The following is a 19,196-nucleotide window of genomic DNA, read 5'->3' as shown; positions in this document are numbered from 1 at the left end:
TCCCTTATGGCAGGGCCGGAACCGTTTTATTTTTGGACCCGGCCCGCGCCGATTAGGTTGTCCAGCAGAAACGGACCGCCGAAATGACGCCGCCGGTCCGTTGATTGGATCAGGCTAATCCGATGCGTATCACAACGAGTACGGCGCGTGGGAACGATTTTAATTATTTTGCAATATCTCTCCGGCGCGTGCTTGTTTACCAACGCCCGCCGAATAACGCAGCGTGATAAACAGGAAAAACTGCACGCCGAAAATCAGATTCGCCATCAGCAGATGAATTGGCTGCGCGACCGGCGGCATGCCGAGACGGTCTAGCGAAACGCCGGCGAGAATCGCGGTCACGATCAGTCCGATCAGCGCGTAACCGGTACGCACCGGCAGGCTTTGCCGGGGCAGCGTCCGGCGCAGCTTCCAGAATAGCCAGAGGTTGGTGAGCAGGATGATCGACGAGAACGACCGGTGCACGTAAAAAATGATCGGAAAACCCTCGCGCCAGAACTGCCGGTCGATGGCGTTGTGCGCGTGCGCGAGGTAATCGACCGTCTCGCGCACCTGCGTGCCCATCGCGACCTGCAGCAGGGTCATCCCGATCGCGGCTGCCAGCACCGTCTTGAAACGGGGCGGCAACGCGCTGCTGTCGATAGTCGCGAACGTCTCCCTCTGCGAACGGGCGATCGTGTAGATCACCAGCGCCACGATCAACAGCGCCATCAGCATGTGCAGCGTGATCATGTACGGTTTCAGGTTGCTCGCGACAACCGACGAGCCGAGCCAGCCCTGAAAACCGATCAGAAACAGGTTAGTCAGCGATAGATAGAAAATCGTCTTGTCGCGCTTCCGGAAAATGCGCGACGCCCACGCGGTCAGCAGCACCAGAATGCCGGTGGTCGCGCCGACCAGCCGGTTCGAGTATTCGGTCCAGGTCTTGACCGGGTTGAACTGGGTGTTTTCGTAGCCGCGCTGCGCATAAATCTCATGGTAGTTGGACGGCAACTGCGACTCGTCGGTCGGCGGGATCCATTGGCCGAAACAGGTCGGCCAGTCCGGACAGCCCATGCCCGCTCCGGAGGCCCGGACGATGCCGCCGGCCAGAATCACCAGATATACCGCGAGAATGGTCAACAGGCCCAGGCGGCGGAAGTTCAGAATGGTTTGATCGTTCATGCGTTGGGTAAAGGTAACAAACGGAGGGAAATGTCGGGACGGTCTTTCAGTACCAGATCGTAGTCGCCGCTTTCGTTGACCAGCAGTACCGCGAGTAGATGGCAAATTCCGTTATGACCGAGCGCGGTCAACACCTGGCCGCGGCTTTGCTCGCCGCCGTCCCGGTCGACGATCGCCGCATTCGGCTCCGGCGCTTGGTCGAGCTCGCATTCGGCCAGAAACAGCGCGCGTTTGGACTTGCCGAGATAATGGGTTCGCGCGACGATTTCCTGGCCGGTGTAACAGCCTTTGGTAAAGCTGATCCCGTCCAGTTTGTCCAGATTCAGCATTTGCGGAACGTGTTCCTCGGCAGTCGCCGGCGAGAGCCAGGGAATGCCGCCGAGTAGGTCGAGCAGGCGCCAGTCTTCCGAATTGCCGGGCGCAAAGCCATGCTGATCCCGATGGTCGGCCCAGAACTCGATCGCCCGCTCCGGCTCGGCAATCACCAGCGTGCGAGCCGGAGCCAGTTCAATCCGGACTATGCCATCGTCAGCGCGAGCGGCAAACAACTGCCCGGCACCTGGCTCGTTCCGGCTCAACCCCAACAGGCAGAAGTCGCCGGAACGGTCGGCCAGTTTCACGTCCGCGCGCAGCGCGTATTTCTGCAGGTGTTTCCCGACCGCTTCGAGCTGTGCCAGCGGTAGCACGAGCAGGTAATCGTCCGCGTGTTTCGCAAGCAGAAATGTCGCGATCGCCCGCCCTTTCGGATTGCAGAACGCGCCGATCCGGGCCTGATGTTCGGTCACTTCGAACACGTTGCAGGTAGCCTGGCCTTGCAGCAATTTGGCCGCGTCCTTGCCGGAGGCGGACAGAATGCCCAGATGGGATACTGGATAAATCCGAGGCTGGCCGGTTTTTGATTCTTTAAAAACGACACGATCAGCATCGTCGATCACAGCCTGCTCGGAGAGCAGAAAGGTTTTCCATTGCGGATTCATGAAGCAGTTCGGAAAGTTAAAATGCCTATTATACCGGTTATCCTTCCCAAACAGGATCGTAGGATGTGCCGACGCAAGGAGGCGCATCGATCGCGAACGATGCGCTTCACTTCGTTCAGCACATCCTACGAGCTTGTCTTATGACAATCTCATCCGCGGACCCACCAATGTATTAAGAGCTATAGGGCGTTTTCGCGATAGCAAAACGCCATTTGCCATCCTGATGGCGGATTGCCTTCGGCGAATCCGCCCTACGAGAGCTACGAGAGCCGTAGGATGGGTACGACTGCAAGTTTCGATCGATGGGTTTCGGCTGGCGCCTCTACCCATCCGACGATCCTTTCCTTATGACAACCTCACCCGCGGATCGACCAACGTATAAGAAATATCGGTCAACAACAGCCCCAGCACATACAAAATCGACCCCAGAAACACCATCGCCCGCACCATCGCGAAATCCTGGCTGTTGATCGCGTCGATCGTGTAGCTGCCGAGCCCCGGAATGCCGAAAAACGATTCCATGATCAGGCTGCCCATGAACAGGAGCGGCAATACGACCACCACGCCGGTCAGGATCGGGATCATCGCATTCGGCAGCACGTGCCGGAACAGGGTTTGCGTTTCGGTCAGGCCTTTGGCGCGGGCGGTGCGCACGTAATCCTTGCCGACTTCTTCGAGGAACAGGGTCCGGTACCAGCGCACGCCCGAACCGATGCCCGAAATCACGCCGATCACCACCGGCAGGATCAGAAACTTGAACGCGCCGAAGCCTTCGTCGTAGCCGGAAATCGGCACCAGCTTCATCAGCTTGCCGATCGCGAACTGGCCGCCGATGATGTAGAACAAGGACGAGATCGACATTAGGACCACGCACAGCACCAGCCCGCCGAATTCGAGATAGCTGCCCCGGAACAGCACCATCAACAGCGCGAAGCCGATATTGATCAGCAGACCGACCACCAGCGTCGGCAACGCGAGCGCCAGGCTCGGCCACATGCGCTGCCGGATGTCCGCGCCGATGTTGCGGCCGCTGTCGGACACGCCGAAACGGAACAGGAACAGGCCGACCGTCTTCCGGTAAAAAATCGTCTCGGTCAGTTTGTCGCCGCCCTTTGCTTCTTCATTCCAAAGCAGCGGCTTGTCATAGCCATGCTGCTGTTTCCAGTTCTGGATCGCCTGCGGCGTCACATGCTTCTGGCCGAGTTGCATCCGGGCCATGTCGTCGGGGCCGTTCACGACAAAGAACAGCACGAAAGTCAGGATGTTGATCCCGATCAAGATCGGAAACGCGTACAGCAGGCGGCGGATAATGTAGTAGATCATCGAATGGCTTCCGTTTGAATCTTCGATATTTCGGACACGGGCCGGTGGGTGCGGCGGCGGTAGGCGCTAACCGCAGGCATCAGCAACAGAATCAAGGCCGCGCCGCCGATAGCGAGAGGCCAGAGCACCGGCCGGTTCCAGTCTTTGCGGAGTTCGGCGCGCCGGACCGGATCGACCCGGATATATTTGGTCCGATTGTTCGCCATCAGGTTCGGCTTCAGGTTGCTGACCCAGCCGTGGTACAACGAGAAAGTCTTCGGGTGGAAACCGAACACCCAGGGCGCATCGCGGCGGATGATCTCCTGCATCTGCCGGATGATTTCGAGGCGCGGCGGGTCGTTTTCCATGTTGCGCATCCGTTCGAACAGGCGGTCGAATTCGGGATTCCGGTAGTTGCCCGCATTCTCGCCGCTTTGCTTGACCTTGCCGTTCGGCCCGTACAGCAGCGAAAAGAAATTCTCCGGGTCCGGGTAATCGGCGTTCCAGCCCCAGGTAAAAATCTGCGCATTGCCGGAACTCATCTTCTGCTGAAAGCGGTTGTAATCGGTCGCGCGGATCACCAACTGGATGCCGAGCTTCTGGAACTGCTTGCGGTACCAGTTCATCAGCGGCTTGTCATCGACACTGGTCGCGGTGGTGTCGAAATACAGGATCAGCGGGGCTTTGGTCTTCGGATCGATCCCGTTCGGATAGCCGGCTTCCGCGATCAGCTTACGGGCTGCTTCGATGGGCTTGCGCTGCGGTTTGCCGTTCATCCAGTCGTAGACGTACCGGTTGAGCCCGGCCTCCCCTGCTTCGTTGCCGAAAATGCCGGGCGGAATCGCGCCCTGGGCAGGCACGCCGCGCTCGTTCCGGAAGATCGCGATAAACTCCTCGTAATCGACCGCAATCGCGATTGCTTGGCGCAGTTTCCGGCTTTTCTCGCCGTCGCCGCCGACCGTCGGATCGAGCATGTTGAAGCCCATGTAGAAGATCGAGGTTTCGACCGAAGTCTGCAGGCGGATGCCCTTCTCCTTCAGACTGTCGGTCAGCGCGATCCCGCCGCCGGTAAACTGGACCGCCTGGTCGAAACTGTCGGAAGCGATGCCCGAGGCGTCGTAATAGCCCTGCAGAAACTTGCTCCAGCTTGGAATCGTTTCCTTTTCGAGCGTGAAGACCACTTTGTCGATGAACGGCAGCGGCTTGCCGGCATCCTCCAGCAGCCCTTGCTCCGCATCGCCCGGCTCGCCTTCGGCCGGATAGGTTTCGGTATGAAAGTTCGGATTTCTGAGCAGCAGCATCCGTCGGTTCGGATTGTTCTCGGTCAGATAATAAGGCCCGCTGCCGACCGGATACCAGTCCAGCGTGACGTTCTTGTCATCGAGCCCCGGCTGGCCGTAGAACGCATCGGCCTCCCAGGGCATCGGCGCGAAAAACGGCATGGCCAGCCAGTAGCTGAACTGGGGGTATTTGCCCTTGATCCGGATCTTGTAACGGTAACGGTCCAGCACTTCGACGCCGCTCATCGGCAGCGTCCGGAGCGCCGGCATGGGCTTGTCCGCGCTTTGTCCGGCGAACTCGTCGAAACCGACGATATAGCCCTTCATGATTTCCGCGATCGGCGACTGCGTTTTGGGATAGGCCAACCGCTTGATCTGGTAGACATAATCCTCAGCGGTCAATTCGCGCGTGCCGGTTTCGGCAAAATCGTTCAGGGTCGATAACGATTCGATTTCTTCAGGCTTGAGATGATGATAGCGATATTGCCCGCCTTGATCCTGCGCGAAAGCCGGGTGCGGCTGGAAGCGAATGCCGGGCTTGATTTCGAGCAGATAGTCGCTGTAGGCGATGTCTTGCGGGTCCGCATCCGGGGCCAGCTTTTGCCCCTGCCGACCGTAATAGGTAATCTCGGGCAGGCGCGTAACCGTCAGCGGCACCAGTTGATAAGGCCGCTTCAGGTAATGGTATTGCAGCGGCGGTTCGTAAATCTGCGCGATGAACGCATATTCGTTCTCGCTGTAGGCGACCGCCGGATCCAGATGCTTCGGCCGTTCCGCGAACGATTGATACAGGACCGCCTGCCCGTCGTCCTCGGGCGGGTAAGGATCGTTCCAGAGCGTACCGGTGCAGCCGGCCGGAATCAGCGAAACCGCCAGGCAAAACAACACGAAAGCCGAAACGCCGGCAGGCCGAAATTTGGATGACAAAAGACTGGACATCGCAGGAGTGGTCGTGGATACTTTGCGGGTTATTTTATCGTGTTTGCAGGGCGATACCGGATTTTTCGCTCGCGAAGGCAAACGCCGCACAGAGTATATCAACAATAATAAGAGGAGATCAGAATGGGATTCATGCAGGGCAAACGTGTCTTGATTGTCGGTCTGGCCAGCAATCGTTCGATTGCCTGGGGAATCGCGAAGGCGATGCACCGGGAAGGCGCCGAACTGGCGTTTACCTTTCAAAACGACAAGCTGCAGGGCCGGGTCGAGGAAATGGCTGCCGAATGCGGTTCCAACATCACCGTCGAATGCGACGTCAGCAACGACGACCACATCGAGAATGTCTTCAAAGTCCTGGGCCAGCACTGGGACGGGCTCGACGGCATCGTGCATTCGGTCGCGTTCGCGCCGCGCGATGCGCTGGAAGGCGATTACGTGAACGCGACGACCCGTGACAATTTCCGGATTGCGCATGACATCAGTTCGTACAGTTTCACCGCGCTGGCCAAGGCCGGCCGGAGCATGATGGCGGGCCGCAACGGCTCGCTTTTAACCCTGACCTACCTCGGCGCCGAACGCGCAATTCCGAACTACAACGTGATGGGCGTCGCGAAAGCCAGCCTGGAAGCGAACGTGCGCTACATGGCGGTCGCGCTGGGCGCCGAAGGCACCCGCGTGAACGCGATCTCGGCCGGCCCGATCCGCACCCTGGCCGCTTCCGGCATCAACAACTTCAAGGCGATGCTGAGCAAAGCCGCCGACACCGCGCCGCTGAAGCGCAACGTCACCATCGAGGAAGTCGGCAATGTGGCAGCCTTCCTGTGCTCGGACCTCGCCTCCGGCGTCACCGGCGAAGTGACTTACGTCGACTGCGGCTATAACATCGCGGGATTGGCCGCGTCTTAATCACGCCTTCTTCCCTTCGTTCCCACGCTCCGGCGCGGGAACGGGATTGTACGACCCCGTAGGATGGGTAGAGGCGCCAGCCGAAACCCATCGATCAAAACATGCCGCAACTTTAATGATGGGTTTCGCTTCGCTCTACCCATCCTACAGAGCTGTAGGGCGTTTTCGCGACAGCAAAACGCCAATAGCCTTCAAAGCGCGGCGGATTGCCTGATGGCGAATCCGCCTACAAGAGCCGTAGGATGGGTAGAGCGAAGCGAAACCCATCGTTCGCGATCGATACCCTAAAGGACGCTCGATGCGCCTCGCAAACTCAGCGCATCCTGCCAGCGGCGAGCTTTAAAATCGATCGGCCCATTCGCCGCCCGTCCAAACTCTTTCAAAATCGGTCTTTACCGGACGGTAAACGCAGCTTCCGGAACCGTCGGTCACGAAGTAATCGCCCCGTCTGAAAAAATAGCCGGACAAGCGCGCTTCATCATAGATAACAGCGCGGCGATGGACGACCACATTCAATACGTCTATGTCCAGGAAGGGGGAGGCAATGTCTTGCCTGATTCTTTGCGATATCGTCATCATCTTTACTCTCCTGTCCCTAAGACACCCGGACGCATTGAATCGAAAATCGATTGAGTGAGTCGTTTTTAAATTTTTCCTGAACCGCCGACGGCCAGTAGGCGCTTAATAGCTCCGAATGTCAATCTTTATAATCAACCTGTCATGGATGCAATAAATCAAGATAAAACAATAATTTGTTGTTAAACCTGACTTATCCCGAAAAAGGCTTGCCCAATAAAATCGATCGGGCCACGTATAAAGACGTTTAGGTCTCGTCATCGTTGCGTCTCGAATGATCCGTTCGGATATAAGCAGGCTTCCGCCCTTCCAGGCGGCACCGGACTCATCCATGACGCTTCTCGATGTGCCCCGCCTTCCCTGCCGGAATTTTTTACGGGAAAAAACCGTCAGTTTGATAAGATGCGTGTTCTGTTGATGTCCCCCTCAAACCGTCGCATTTCAAATATATTAATTAAGGATTCGTTTCATGTCAGACGCCCACGTCTATCCGGTAAAACCTGAAACCGCCGCCCAAGCATATATCGATCGCACAACCTATCATGCCCTTTATCAACGGGCGCTCGCCGAACCCGACGCCTTCTGGGCCGAACAGGCGGAGCGGTTTCTGGACTGGGAACAACGCTGGCATACCGTCTCGAATTACGATTTCAAATCGGCGCATATCCGCTGGTTCGACGGCGGCAAGCTGAACGTCAGCGTAAACTGCCTGGACCGCCATCTGGACAAGCGCGGCGATCAGATCGCGATCATCTGGGAAGGCGACAATCCGGCGCACGATAAGAAGATCACCTACCGCGAACTGTACGAAGAAGTCTGCCGCTTCGCGAACGTACTGAAAACCCAGGGCGTCGAGAAAGGCGACCGGGTCTGCATCTATTTGCCGATGATCGCCGAGGCCGCGGCGGTGATGCTCGCCTGCGCGCGGATCGGCGCGGTGCATTCGGTCGTATTCGGCGGCTTTTCGGCCGAGGCGCTGAAAGACCGGGTTCTGGACTGCGGCGGCAAATTCGTGGTCTGCGCGGACGAAGGCTACCGGGGCGGCAAGGTCGTGCCGCTGAAGGCGAACGTGGACGAAGCCGCCAAGCATTGCCCGATGCTGGAAAAAATCATCGTGATCCAAAATACCGGCGGCAAAATCGGCTGGCAGGAAGGCCGCGACCTCTGGTATCACGAAACGATGGCCGCCGCCTCCGCCGATTGCCCGCCGGAGCCGATGGATGCCGAAGATCCTCTATTCATTCTTTATACCTCCGGCTCGACCGGCAAACCGAAAGGAATGCTGCATACGACCGGCGGTTACCTGCTCTATGCGGCGATCACGCACAAGTATGTGTTCGATTACCACGACGGCGACGTTTACTGGTGCACCGCGGACATCGGTTGGGTGACCGGCCATTCGTACGTAGTCTACGGCCCGCTCTGCAACGGCGCGACAACGCTGATGTTCGAAGGCGTGCCGACTTATCCGGGACCGGACCGCTTCTGGCAGGTGGTCGACAAGCACAAGGTCAATATTTTTTATACCGCGCCGACCGCGATCCGCGCATTGATGGCGCAAGGCGACCGTTACGTCAACCAAACCTCCCGGCAGAGCCTCCGAATCCTCGGCAGCGTCGGCGAGCCGATCAATCCGGAGGCCTGGGAATGGTATTACCATGTGGTCGGCGGCGGCACGCGCCCGATCCTGGATACCTGGTGGCAAACCGAGACCGGCGGGATCATGATCACCCCGCTGCCGGGCGCGACCGACCTGAAACCCGGCTCGGCCACCCTGCCGTTTTTCGGGATCAAACCGGAAATTCTGGATACGAACGGCCGAATCCTCGAAGGCGCCGCCGAAGGCAGCCTGGTCATCGCCCGATCCTGGCCCGGACAGGCGCGCACGATCTACGGCGACCATAAGCTCTACATCGACACTTATTTCAGCAAGGCTCCCGGTTTTTATTATAGCGGCGACGGCGCCAAACGCGATGCCGACGGCTATTACTGGATCACCGGCCGAATCGACGACGTGCTGAACGTGTCGGGCCACCGTTTGGGCACGGCCGAGATCGAAAGCGCACTGGTGCTGCACGAGTCGGTCGCGGAAGCGGCGGTGGTCGGCTACCCGCACAACATCAAAGGCCAGGGCATCTATGCGTATGTAACGTTGAACGCGGGCGTCGAGCCGACCGAACAACTGCGCAAGGAACTGGACGAACTGGTCCGGAAGGAAATCGGCCCGATCGCGCACCCGGACATCATCCAGTGGGCGCCCTCGCTCCCGAAAACGCGCTCGGGCAAGATCATGCGCCGGATTCTGCGCAAGGTCGCGGCGGGCGAACTGGACAATCTCGGCGACACCTCGACGCTGGCCGATCCTTCGGTGGTGCAGAACATCATCGAGCACCGGGTCGTGAAGGGCGATTAGGTTGAGAAAAAGCGGAGGGTACGCTCCTCGTTAAAAACGGACTCGCACCGCGAGTTAACCGCCGGTATCCAGCCAGTCCAGTTCGGCATCCGAAAAACCGGCTTTGTGGCGCAGCGGTCGGTTGAAAGGTCCTTTCGGCCGGCCGCCTTTGTAATACTCGCCGATGAGGCGGCGGTACTCGGCTTCGGGATCGCCCCCTTCTTCCCGGCAGACAAACTTGAACCAGTAAGACCCGAGTTCGACATGACCGATCTCGTCGGTCAAAATCCGGGTCAGGATCGCGACGCTTTGTTGATCGCCGGCCTGCCGGAACTTCTCGATCAGCGCCGGGGTAACATCCAGTCCCCGCGCTTCCATGCAGCGCGGCACCAGTGCCAGGCGTGCCGGCAAGAGCCCCGCCGTATCGGTCGCATGTTCCCAGAGGCCGCCGTGCGCGGGCAGATCGCCGTAATCGACGCCCATCGCCCTCAGATGCTCGCGAATCAGTGCGAAATGCTGGGCTTCCTCGTCGGCCACGCGCAGCCAATCGCGATAAAACTGTTCAGGCAGGCCGCGAAAGCGGTACAGCAAGTCCCAGGCCAGGTAAATCGCGACAAACTCGACGTGCGCGATCGCATGGAAAAACGCCGCGGCCCCTCCGGGCGTGTTCAGCTTCCGGCTCGGCATTTCGCGCGGCGGCAGCAGCACCGGCCGCTCCGGAAACCGGACGCCCTCGATCGGCAACACCTGCCCGGAGGAAGTCAACTGCAAACGGTTTTCCCGCAGCAGTTGCATTGCCCGATGCGTCAGTTCCAGTTTTTCGTCGATGTCGCTCCGGTAAAGGCAGGCTTCGGCAAAATCGAAAATCGAGTTCATACGGGTATCTTTGGTGGGTTGTTACTGCGCGCGGAACGATTTGTGAACCCCAAAAGATTCCGGCATTGCGCGACTAGAGCATTTTCGTTTTGGGTGTACGGTCATAAGCCATGCCGCAAAGTGAGGGGGAAACTCGTCATTCCGGCAGGGATTGCCGGACGACTGCATGGATGCGGGAGATAGAGCAACGCAGGGAGCGGTTGCCGAATCCAGAAGCCAGGGCTGGCAAGCTTTAATGCATCCCTGCAGTCTGGATCTCGGCACAAATCTGTCTGGAACAGATTTGCATTGACCCGAAGGGGGCCAGGCAGGAAAGCCTGGCATGAATCCATGCCGAGATGACGGCTTGACTTAACGGTATTGCGCCCTTATACGCGATATGAAAATGCTCTAACCCACCTTACAACAATAATATGCCGCCGTTTAAACTTTCGGCATCGCACGCAGTTTCTCGACGACCTTGTCGCCGAACTCGACCGTACTGATCATCTTGACGCCGCTGCCCGGTTTGGACAGATCGGCGGTCGAGAAGCCATCCGCGAACACGCCCTGCATCGCCGCCCAGACATTCTTCGCCTCGTCGGCCATGTCGAAGCTGTTTTCCAGCATCATCGCCACCGAGCCGATCATCGAGTACGGATTGGCGATATTCTTGCCGGCGATATCCGGCGCGGAACCGTGCGAAGGCTCATAATAGGCCTTGTCGTCGCCCAGGCAGGCCGAAGGCATCAGGCCCAGCGAGCCGAGGATGCCGCCGCCCTGGTCGCTCAAAATATCGCCGAACATGTTTTCCATCACCATCACGTCGAACTGGGCCGGGTTCAGGCACAGCGCGGTCGCGGCCGCATCGACCAAATAATTGACGACTTTCACTTCCGGGTATTCCTTCGCGACTTCTTCCATCACCTCGTTCCAGAGCACGCTCGATTTCAGCACGTTGCTCTTGTGGATGTTGTGCAGCAGTTTGCGGCGCTTCATCGCCAGCTTGAACGCCTGGTGCATGATCCGGCGAATCTGCACTTCGTCGTATTCGAGCGTTTCGCGAACGTAACGCAGACCCTGCGCGTTGACACCCATTTCCTTCTCGCCGAAATACAGGCCGCCGACCAGTTCACGCACCATGATCAGGTCGATCCCTTCGCCGATCACTTCGGGCTTCAGCGGCGAAAAGTGCGCCAGTGCCTTCGGCAGCGAAACCGGACGGAAATTCGCGTAGGTGTTGTAGCGACGGCGCAAAGGCAATAAGGCGCCGCGTTCGGGCTGCTTGTCGACCGGAATTTTTTTGGATTCCTCGTGGCTCAATCCGATCGGACCTTTCAAAATCGCGTCGGCCTGGTCGCAAATGGCGATCGTTTCCTGCGGGAACGCGTCGCCGGTCGCGAAATAGGCACAGGCGCCGAACAGTGCCGGCATCAGTTCGAAGGTGACGTCGTTGCGTTCTTCGACGACTTTGAGAACCTTGATGGCTTCCTGGGTAATTTCGGGACCGATACCGTCACCGGCCAAGACGGCGATTTTGTAATGCTTCATGAGTGCCTTTGGGAATGTTAATGAATTCAATGAACTGAAAATAAACCGCTCATTATACTGCAGTTTGAGCGAAGATGACGGCAGCGGAGGCAAATTTCATGGTGTCGGCGGCGTTCCTGGCGTAGCGGCCGCCGAACCGGAGGCAGCGCCGAAACCCGTAAGGCGGAACCGGCTTGCCGGGCTCCGCCGAATGAAGTTCTGCTGCAGAATAATGGATCGTTTGGCATGGCAGCGGAATCCGTAACCGGTTCCGCCTTAATGAATCAAACCCTCAATTAATGCGTTTTCCGGTAACGGAGGCGGCCGAATAACAGGCGTCAATCACGGACCGCTGGATCAGCGTCGCTTTCAGCGATTTGATTGTTCCGGCGGCGTCAAGCGTATACGTGCCGAGTATCACGATATGATTTCCGGCATCTCCGGAAAAGGCGCTGAACGAAGCCTTCTTGGCCGAGATCGGTAGACTGTTGACGTTGAGTTCGGCGACGACCGATGTGAGCGCCTGATCGCTATAGAGTTTTGCGGAGGTTTCGCCGTCGATGTGAAGCCACAGGTCGACGTCATTGCGCGAACTGAACTTCCGCGGCGGAACGCCTCCGCAATAGGCCGTGCCCGAGGTATTGAGTTTCAGCACTTCCTCGCCGCTTCCGATCGGCGTGGGCGGCACGGCGCCTTTTACGCTAACGATGACATGAGGTACGCTCTTGATCGAATAGGTTCCCGAAGAACGTTGAAACTTGCTTAAATCGAAGTTATCCGAAAACAGCGTCCACGTCGCCAGCGATATAACGAATTTGCCGGAAACCGGCGCCAGCAATTCGGGCGTCAGATCAAAACCAGATAAAGGAAAATTCCCGCTGGTAATCGGTATGAAACCCTTCGCATCGGTGTAAAGCGTGCCTTGTTCCCACTTCACCTCACCACCACCAATATCGGTGAAACGCTCCACATTAGTGAGATCTGTTCGCGGCGCCGCCTGCGCATGCCAAGTGACAAGGCTTATCGCGATTAACACCAGGGTTCTTAAATCAATCATGGTTTCTCCTTAAAAAGCAGGGCTCAAATTACCCTGTACACGACAAAAAATTTATCAGCTGGCTCTCATTGATGGGTTGAGAGGAAGTATTTCGGGCTGCTGTCCATCAACTCCAATTAGATCGGGCGCGCATAAAAATCCACTCGTCTCATCGACGTCCTCCATCTTGGCGGTAAACGCTCCGATGAATGCGCGATGCCGCTCCGCCGGATATATCAGCATAGAATAGATGTTACAGTCAAGCCGCTCGACGACCACGCTTAATTCGTTTTCTGCCAACCCGTAAGAAGCCGCCGTCGAACGACGAAAAAATCTGCGAACGGCGATCTGGAGGGGACGAAGGGCACTCCGCCTTCTCTCTCGACGAGGTAAAATGTGCCCATGAACCAGGAGCTAACATCATGAGCATGACAGACATGACCGATCTTGCAGCCGCCGTGCGCAGGGCGACGCTGCGTCTCAGCCTGATCTACTGGATCTGCATGTTCGTCGCCGACAGCCTATTGGGCTATTTCATCCATATCGATCCGCTGGAGTCGGCACCGCTTAAATTCGTGCTGTTCGGGGCAAGCGCGTTGATGACTTACGTCATGTCTCTGTTGCTGTTCCGGATGCGTGGGCTGTCTTTCACGCAGAAAGCGCTGTTCTGCTTCCTGATGACCGCGGTGACCGCGCCGATCTTCACCGCGATCGATTTCATCGACTATATGATCTGCAAATATCCGCAGCCGGTGAAGTTCGATCCGACCTACTCCGGTTATATGCTGATCGAAGGCGCCTCCATGCTGTTCGGCTGGTCGTGCCTGTTCGTTGCCCTCCTCTACAATTTCGAGGTGCGCGACCGCGAACGCAGGCTGGCGGCGGTTCGCGAGGAGGCGCTGACGGCGCAGATGCGGGCGCTCCGCTATCAGGTGAATCCGCATTTCCTGTTCAACACGCTCAACTCCATCGCGGGGTTGATCGAGGAAGGCGCGGCCACGCGCGCCGAACGCATGGTGCTCTCCCTGGCTACGTTCATGCGCGCCACGCTCTCGCTCGACCCCATGCATGACGTTCCGCTTGCCGACGAACTCGCGCTTCAGAAGGAATATCTTGAAATCGAGCGCGAGCGCTTCTCCGGCCGAATGACCTTCCGCATCGACATGCCCGCGGAAACTGGCGGCGCGCTGGTGCCGAGCCTGATCCTTCAACCGCTGATCGAAAACGCGATCAAGCATGGCATCGGGACCGCGACCGGCGAGGTGGAAATCTTGCTCAAAGCATACCGGGAGGCCGACCGTCTGCGCGTGGTAGTGGAAAACGACATACCGCCGTGCGATACGGCGGGCAACCGACCGCCCGGCATGGGCGTGGGGCTGCGGAACGTGGCGGAGCGTCTGAACGCCCGATTCCAGGGCGACAGCCAGTTTTCGTCCGGCCCTGTGGCACCCGGCCGCTACCGTGTCTCCATCGACATGCCCTGGAGGCTGGCATGATGGAACTAACCGTTCTCGTGGTTGACGACGAGCCGCTCGCCCGGCGCAGGCTGACGCGCCTTTTGGGCAAAATAGACTGGGTCGGCCGAATCGAAGAGGCTGGCGATGTGGACGAAGCCTACCGCGCGGTAGGGAAAATTCAGCCGGACATTCTGCTCCTCGACATCCAGATGCCCGGCGGAAGCGGCTTCGACGTGCTGGAAAGGCTAGTAGGGGCGGCGCCGCCCGCCGTCGTTTTCGTGACCGCCTTCGACCATCATGCGCTGCGCGCTTTCGAGGCCAATGCCGTGGATTACATCACCAAGCCCATTGAGCCCGGCCGGTTCTGCACGGCCATGGAACGGGCGCGATGGGCCGCTGCGTCACGCCTTCAGGCAGACCGGATCGCCGAGCTGCAGGAAACCATCGTCTCGCTCAAACGGGCCTTGAACGAACAGCCCAAGCGGGCGAGCGAATTTTGGGTGAAGGTCCGGGACGTGTTTGTGCGGATCGCGCCGGAAAACATCCTCCGCTTTCAGGCCGAACGCGATTATGTGCGCATCCATGTCGCGGGGGCGGACTACCTTTACCAGGAAAGCCTCGCCTCCCTTGAACGGCGCCTCGACCCGGCCGACTTCGTGCGCATCCACCGCAGTACCATCGTGCGCCGCAGTGCGATCGTTCGCATCAGACAGGCTCCTTTTGCCGCACTCATCGCGGCTCTCGCCGACGGGTCGGAAGTACGGGTGGGACGAACCTATGCCGCTGCCCTGCGGGCGCGCCTCACGCGAACGGCCGGCCGCGCATCCCGAACAGATGGACTTATTTGAGCTGGTTCCCACACAGGAGCGCCCATCGTTATACACAAGTCCTGCAAAGCTCGAGCATTGGAGTTCAAAGCTTGCTTTGAAAAGCTGGCTTTGAATGTGAGAGAAGAGTGATCCAAAGCGAGCTTTGGGGGAGATTTTTCAAATAAATCCCCCTCGATCCCCCTTTTTCAAAGGGGGGAAGCGAATGTTTATTTCAACTCCTCTGTAGCCTACCGATTTTCGGAAAATTATGTGGAGCTATCCTTAGAGCATTTTCATATCGCGTATAGGGAAGTCCTCACCTTCTGAAGGGTGCCCAGCCGTTAAGTCCAGCCCCGTAGGGTACGCTCGACTGCAGGGATGCGGGAGTTAGGGCAACGCATGGAGCAGTTGCCGAGTGCGTCCCCTCAATGTCGAAAGGTACGCATAGCGCTACGGGTGCAGTCGTCCGGCAATCCCTGACCGGGGCAGGCTCTGCCGGAATGACGTGCTTTCCTTACGAAGGCCATAGACCCAAAACGAAAATGCTCTAGCGCCCGGGCAAGCCGGACGCGAGCGGTTTGACTCGCGGCAGGTAATACGGCAGCACCGAGGCGGCTTCGCCGCCGTTCAACACGGCCGATCGATGCAGCCGATTGACCACCGCGTATAAACGGCCTTCCGGCCCGAAGCTGGAAGAATCCGCCCCGGACAAGCGCGGGCACTGCGCAAAACGCCGGTAGCTCCGATCCGGCGCAATCACACCGATCGCGTTTTCAGCCAGTTCGCCGAGATGCTACCCAAATGACGTTTTCTCATGCCGCCATTCATAAAATTTGTGAATCGCGGACATTCGCCGATTCTTTCGTGCAGCATCGTGCCGAATGGCTACGCCTCTTATCCATTCTTTACCCTAAATCAACCGTTATTGCCGATTCAAATCTTCTGCCGATAGCTGTAGGCTTCTGATTTAAACGCCGTACCGGGCTTTCTTTTTGAATTGTTTCGGCATCGGTTCTTATCGGGAGCTTGAAATTTCGATCCATCGTTCAGGGAGGATTTATGGTTTTACCCCTCCGGTCAACAAGTTGATCTCCAGGCCAATCTTCCGTGTATAGCCGCTTATGGATGGCTGTCTCCTTTTTAGTCCAATAGCTTGATAACGGAGAAAGGCAATGCTCTCGAAGCCCGTTACCGACGTTATGTTTGCGGAACTTGCCGCGGTCGCGGCACTGATATTTTTCGTCATCGGCCATGACGAAATCGCGGGCGCCTTTTCGCATCGCATGATCGCTCATATCGTTTTGATGACGGTCGTGTCGCCGCTTTTGGCAGGCACGTTCGGCGCGCACCTCATGCCGGTTTTCCGGATGGCCGGCCTGAAATCGCTGCCTGCGGCGGCCGTGCTGCAGGCCGTTTCATTTTTCGCGTGGCATGCGCCGCCCGGATTGGCGGCAGGGCAAACCGGCGTTCCCGTATCCGCCATGCTGCTTTTTTCCTCTCTCTGGTTCTGGCTTGCCATATTCGATCAGGCGGGCGCACGATTATGGGGAAAAGTCGCTGCCCTGCTGTTGACCGGCAAGCTGTTTTGCCTTTACGCCATCCTGCTGACCTTGGCGCCGCGCGCGCTTTACAACGAAGCCGCATTCGGCTCGGCCGCGAAGCTCGATCTTGCCGACCAGCAGTTGGCGGGGTTGGTGATGATCACGGCGTGCCCCCTGACCTACCTGCTCGCCGCGACCGTGCTGATTTACCGCTGGTTTTGGGGGCTGTGCGAAGCGCAAAAGGAAACCGCGCCGCCTGTCATGGCTTCGGGAAACGGGTCATGACGGAGTGGCTGGCCGCGCATTGGCGTTCCCTTCTGCTTTGGGCGCTCGGGCTCTTCGCCGGCGGCGTTGCGCTCGCCCTGCTGGTCGCTTATTCCGGCATTTACAACGTGGCGGCGAGCGCGGGCCACCATCCCTGGCTCGAAGCGTTTCTGAAGATGGCCAAGGACCGGTCGGTGATTTTCAACAGCCGATCCGTCAAGGCCCCGGAACTGGAGTTTGCCGAGCAAATGCCGCTGGGAGCGGCGCATTTTCAAGGCACCTGCGCTGTCTGCCACGGCGCGCCGGGACAGGCGGTCAATCCGGTTTACGCGCATATGCTGCCTTATCCTCCCGACCTGCAAGTCCATGCGCCGTACTGGACGCGCCCGCAGTTGTTCTGGATCGCCCGGCACGGCATTCAATTCACGGGCATGCCGGCCTGGAGCGGAGACGAGCGGGAAGATGAAGTCTGGGCGGTCGTGGCCTTTCTGGAAGCCTTGCCGTCGATGACAAGAGAAGACTATCGGCGCTATGCCGGCGGCCATAGCGCCGCCCGAAATTATTCCGCCAAGGAGCTTGTCGGCGCGGGACGGCCGCGGCTCGACCTGACCGCGTGCAGCCGCTGCCACGACACGGCCGAAACGGCGCCGACCAGCCCTTACATCCCGCGTCTGGGCGGCCAGGACCGGGCTTATCTGAAAAGAGCGCTGCAGGAATACCGTGACGATGCGCGGCAAAGCGGCTTTATGGAACCGGTTGCCGACGACCTCGACGACGAACAGATCGACCGGCTGTCGGCCTATTACGCCGTCTTGGCGCCGTCCTTTTCCGCTGTTTCACGTCCCGCTTCACCGGATGAGCGCAAGCTGGGACGCCAATTGGCGGAGCAAGGCGACCGGGCACGCAAAATTCCCGCTTGTTTTTCCTGCCATACCGGGCAAGGCCGGGAGGATTACCCGCGTCTGGCCGGGCAGTCCGAACAGTACCTCAGGCAGCAATTGCAGGTGTTCCGGCGCGGCGTCCGCGATAAAACGCCGCATGGGGCCATGATGTCGGTGGTCGCCGGGCGGATGACCGAGCAGCAGGTCTTGGCCGCGGCCTCGTTCTTTGCGAGCCGGCCGTGGCAGGCTGCCGGCTTTCCGCCGAACGCCGGAGCAAAGGGTTCCCCGCCATGAAACCCATCGGCCACCGCTTGCCGAAACTGTTTTTAGCGATCGCGCTGATCGCGCTTGCCGGCTGCGAAGACAAACAATCGGCATTTGCCGGTTTCGGTCCGGTGTCGTCGCGCATCACGCTGCTGACCTGGATCATGTTTATCGCGGCGGGGATCATCACCCTGCTAATCTGCTTGCTGGCCGCCGTCTCGATTTACGGCCCGGCCGGCTGGCGGCGCGGGTTGACGAGTGAAAAAAGCGTGGTGTGGGGCGGCGTCGTTTTCCCGGTCGCGGCCCTGAGCGTGCTGCTATTTTACGGATTTTCGATTTTGCGGACCGGCGAAAACCTGGCCGGGGCCGAAAACCCGGTGCGCATCGCGGTCGTCGGCGAGCAATGGTGGTGGCGGGTCATCTACCGGCACGGCGACGGCCGGACGACCGAAAGCGCCAACGAGGTGCGCATTCCGACCGGCCGCCCGGTAGAAATCGAGCTGACGACGGCGGACGTGATCCACAGCTTCTGGCTGCCGGCGTATGCGGGCAAGGTCGACATGATTCCCGGCCATGTCAACAGGCTGCATTTCGTTGCCGACCAACCCGGCGTCGTGCGCGGCCAGTGCGCCGAATATTGCGGCGGCGCCCATGCGCTGATGGCTTTTTATGCGGTCGCGATGGCGCCTGCCGACTATGACGCCTGGCTCGCCAAAGAAAGGGCGGACGCGCAGCCGACGGCCCGGAAAGCCGGCGAAAGGCTGTTTTCGGCCAGCGGCTGCGGGGGCTGCCATAGCGTGCGCGGCACCCCGGCCGGCGGCAAGGTGGGGCCGGACCTGACGCATGTGGGCGGCCGGGTGTCGCTCGGCGCGGGCATTTTGCCGAATACGCCGGACAGCTTTGCGCAATGGATCGGCCGCCACCAAAAGCTCAAACCGGACAACCTGATGCTGCCTTTCGATTTTTTTTCCGAAAGCGAACTTCGGGATTTATCGGCTTATTTAAAAGGGCTGGAGTAGCATC

General features: G+C 58.9%; 16 protein-coding genes. 7 read left to right on the top strand and 9 right to left on the bottom strand.

All coding sequences use genetic code 11. From position 1 onward, the window contains the following. Positions 1–159: 159 nt before the first annotated feature. From CC94_RS0109760 to CC94_RS0109745, 4 genes are all read right to left on the bottom strand, one after another. The gene (locus CC94_RS0109760; RefSeq protein ID WP_005369364.1) at positions 160–1,164 is read right to left on the bottom strand and encodes a COX15/CtaA family protein; all 1,005 of its coding nucleotides are present in this window, start codon (positions 1,162–1,164) and stop codon (positions 160–162) included. After that, positions 1,161–2,141, bottom strand: a complete 981-nt coding sequence (ygfZ, locus tag CC94_RS0109755) for a CAF17-like 4Fe-4S cluster assembly/insertion protein YgfZ (RefSeq protein WP_031430665.1) — start codon at positions 2,139–2,141, stop codon at positions 1,161–1,163. Before ygfZ ends, CC94_RS0109760 begins: the two co-directional genes overlap by 4 nt. Before the next feature lie 345 nt (positions 2,142–2,486). Further along, positions 2,487–3,464, bottom strand: a complete 978-nt coding sequence (locus CC94_RS0109750) for an ABC transporter permease (protein ID WP_005369362.1) — start codon at positions 3,462–3,464, stop codon at positions 2,487–2,489. Continuing rightward, positions 3,461–5,662: an ABC transporter substrate-binding protein gene (locus CC94_RS0109745; RefSeq protein ID WP_036303883.1), complete on the bottom strand. Its 2,202-nt coding sequence runs from the start codon at positions 5,660–5,662 to the stop codon at positions 3,461–3,463. The genes CC94_RS0109750 and CC94_RS0109745 overlap by 4 nt, the downstream gene beginning before the upstream one ends. Before the next feature lie 123 nt (positions 5,663–5,785). Here CC94_RS0109745 and CC94_RS0109740 point away from each other — a divergent pair, with 123 nt between their 5' ends. Beyond that, positions 5,786–6,568 (top strand): enoyl-ACP reductase FabI, encoded by a 783-nt coding sequence (locus CC94_RS0109740; RefSeq protein WP_005369360.1) that lies wholly within the window; start codon positions 5,786–5,788, stop codon positions 6,566–6,568. 339 nt (positions 6,569–6,907) lie between these two features. On the opposite strand, the gene CC94_RS0109735 is transcribed toward CC94_RS0109740, so the two are convergent. Further along, positions 6,908–7,147: a hypothetical protein gene (locus tag CC94_RS0109735; protein WP_005369359.1), complete on the bottom strand. Its 240-nt coding sequence runs from the start codon at positions 7,145–7,147 to the stop codon at positions 6,908–6,910. Positions 7,148–7,613: 466 nt separating this feature from the next. On the opposite strand from CC94_RS0109735, the gene acs reads away from it, so the two are divergent. Continuing rightward, complete coding sequence (acs, locus tag CC94_RS0109730) at positions 7,614–9,557, top strand: acetate--CoA ligase (RefSeq protein WP_031430662.1); 1,944 nt, start codon at positions 7,614–7,616, stop codon at positions 9,555–9,557. Between the two features lie 54 nt (positions 9,558–9,611). On the opposite strand, the gene CC94_RS0109725 is transcribed toward acs, so the two are convergent. From CC94_RS0109725 to CC94_RS0109710, 3 genes are all read right to left on the bottom strand, one after another. Continuing rightward, positions 9,612–10,412, bottom strand: a complete 801-nt coding sequence (locus CC94_RS0109725; protein ID WP_031430660.1) for a ferritin-like domain-containing protein — start codon at positions 10,410–10,412, stop codon at positions 9,612–9,614. Between the two features lie 423 nt (positions 10,413–10,835). Continuing rightward, on the bottom strand, positions 10,836–11,942 hold the full coding sequence (leuB, locus tag CC94_RS0109720) for a 3-isopropylmalate dehydrogenase (RefSeq protein WP_031430659.1): 1,107 nt from the start codon (positions 11,940–11,942) through the stop codon (positions 10,836–10,838). Positions 11,943–12,213: 271 nt separating this feature from the next. Further along, complete coding sequence (locus CC94_RS0109710; RefSeq protein ID WP_157203412.1) at positions 12,214–12,978, bottom strand: hypothetical protein; 765 nt, start codon at positions 12,976–12,978, stop codon at positions 12,214–12,216. Between the two features lie 401 nt (positions 12,979–13,379). On the opposite strand from CC94_RS0109710, the gene CC94_RS0109700 reads away from it, so the two are divergent. Next, positions 13,380–14,453 carry a sensor histidine kinase gene (locus CC94_RS0109700; RefSeq protein ID WP_051911432.1) on the top strand — a complete coding sequence of 358 codons (1,074 nt, stop codon included), beginning with the start codon at positions 13,380–13,382 and terminating at the stop codon, positions 14,451–14,453. Beyond that, on the top strand, positions 14,450–15,262 hold the full coding sequence (locus tag CC94_RS0109695) for a LytR/AlgR family response regulator transcription factor (protein ID WP_005369348.1): 813 nt from the start codon (positions 14,450–14,452) through the stop codon (positions 15,260–15,262). The genes CC94_RS0109700 and CC94_RS0109695 overlap by 4 nt, the downstream gene beginning before the upstream one ends. A gap of 508 nt (positions 15,263–15,770) precedes the next feature. On the opposite strand, the gene CC94_RS0109690 is transcribed toward CC94_RS0109695, so the two are convergent. Next, positions 15,771–15,983, bottom strand: a complete 213-nt coding sequence (locus tag CC94_RS0109690; RefSeq protein ID WP_031430651.1) for a hypothetical protein — start codon at positions 15,981–15,983, stop codon at positions 15,771–15,773. A 412-nt stretch (positions 15,984–16,395) separates the two neighbouring features. Here CC94_RS0109690 and CC94_RS0109680 point away from each other — a divergent pair, with 412 nt between their 5' ends. Genes CC94_RS0109680 through CC94_RS0109670 form a run of 3 tightly spaced genes read left to right on the top strand, consistent with a single transcriptional unit; the run spans position 16,396 to position 19,192 of the window. Continuing rightward, complete coding sequence (locus CC94_RS0109680) at positions 16,396–17,049, top strand: cytochrome c oxidase assembly protein (protein ID WP_031430649.1); 654 nt, start codon at positions 16,396–16,398, stop codon at positions 17,047–17,049. Further along, complete coding sequence (locus tag CC94_RS0109675; RefSeq protein ID WP_031430648.1) at positions 17,046–18,203, top strand: c-type cytochrome; 1,158 nt, start codon at positions 17,046–17,048, stop codon at positions 18,201–18,203. The genes CC94_RS0109680 and CC94_RS0109675 overlap by 4 nt, the downstream gene beginning before the upstream one ends. Beyond that, positions 18,200–19,192, top strand: a complete 993-nt coding sequence (locus CC94_RS0109670) for a cytochrome c oxidase subunit II (RefSeq protein ID WP_031430646.1) — start codon at positions 18,200–18,202, stop codon at positions 19,190–19,192. The genes CC94_RS0109675 and CC94_RS0109670 overlap by 4 nt, the downstream gene beginning before the upstream one ends. Positions 19,193–19,196 lie beyond the last annotated feature (4 nt).

The sequence above is a fragment of the Methylomicrobium agile genome (assembly GCF_000733855.1).
Lineage (GTDB): Bacteria > Pseudomonadota > Gammaproteobacteria > Methylococcales > Methylomonadaceae > Methylomicrobium > Methylomicrobium agile.
Note: the sequence above shows the minus strand (reverse complement) of the source record. Positions and strands in the feature narration are given on the sequence as shown.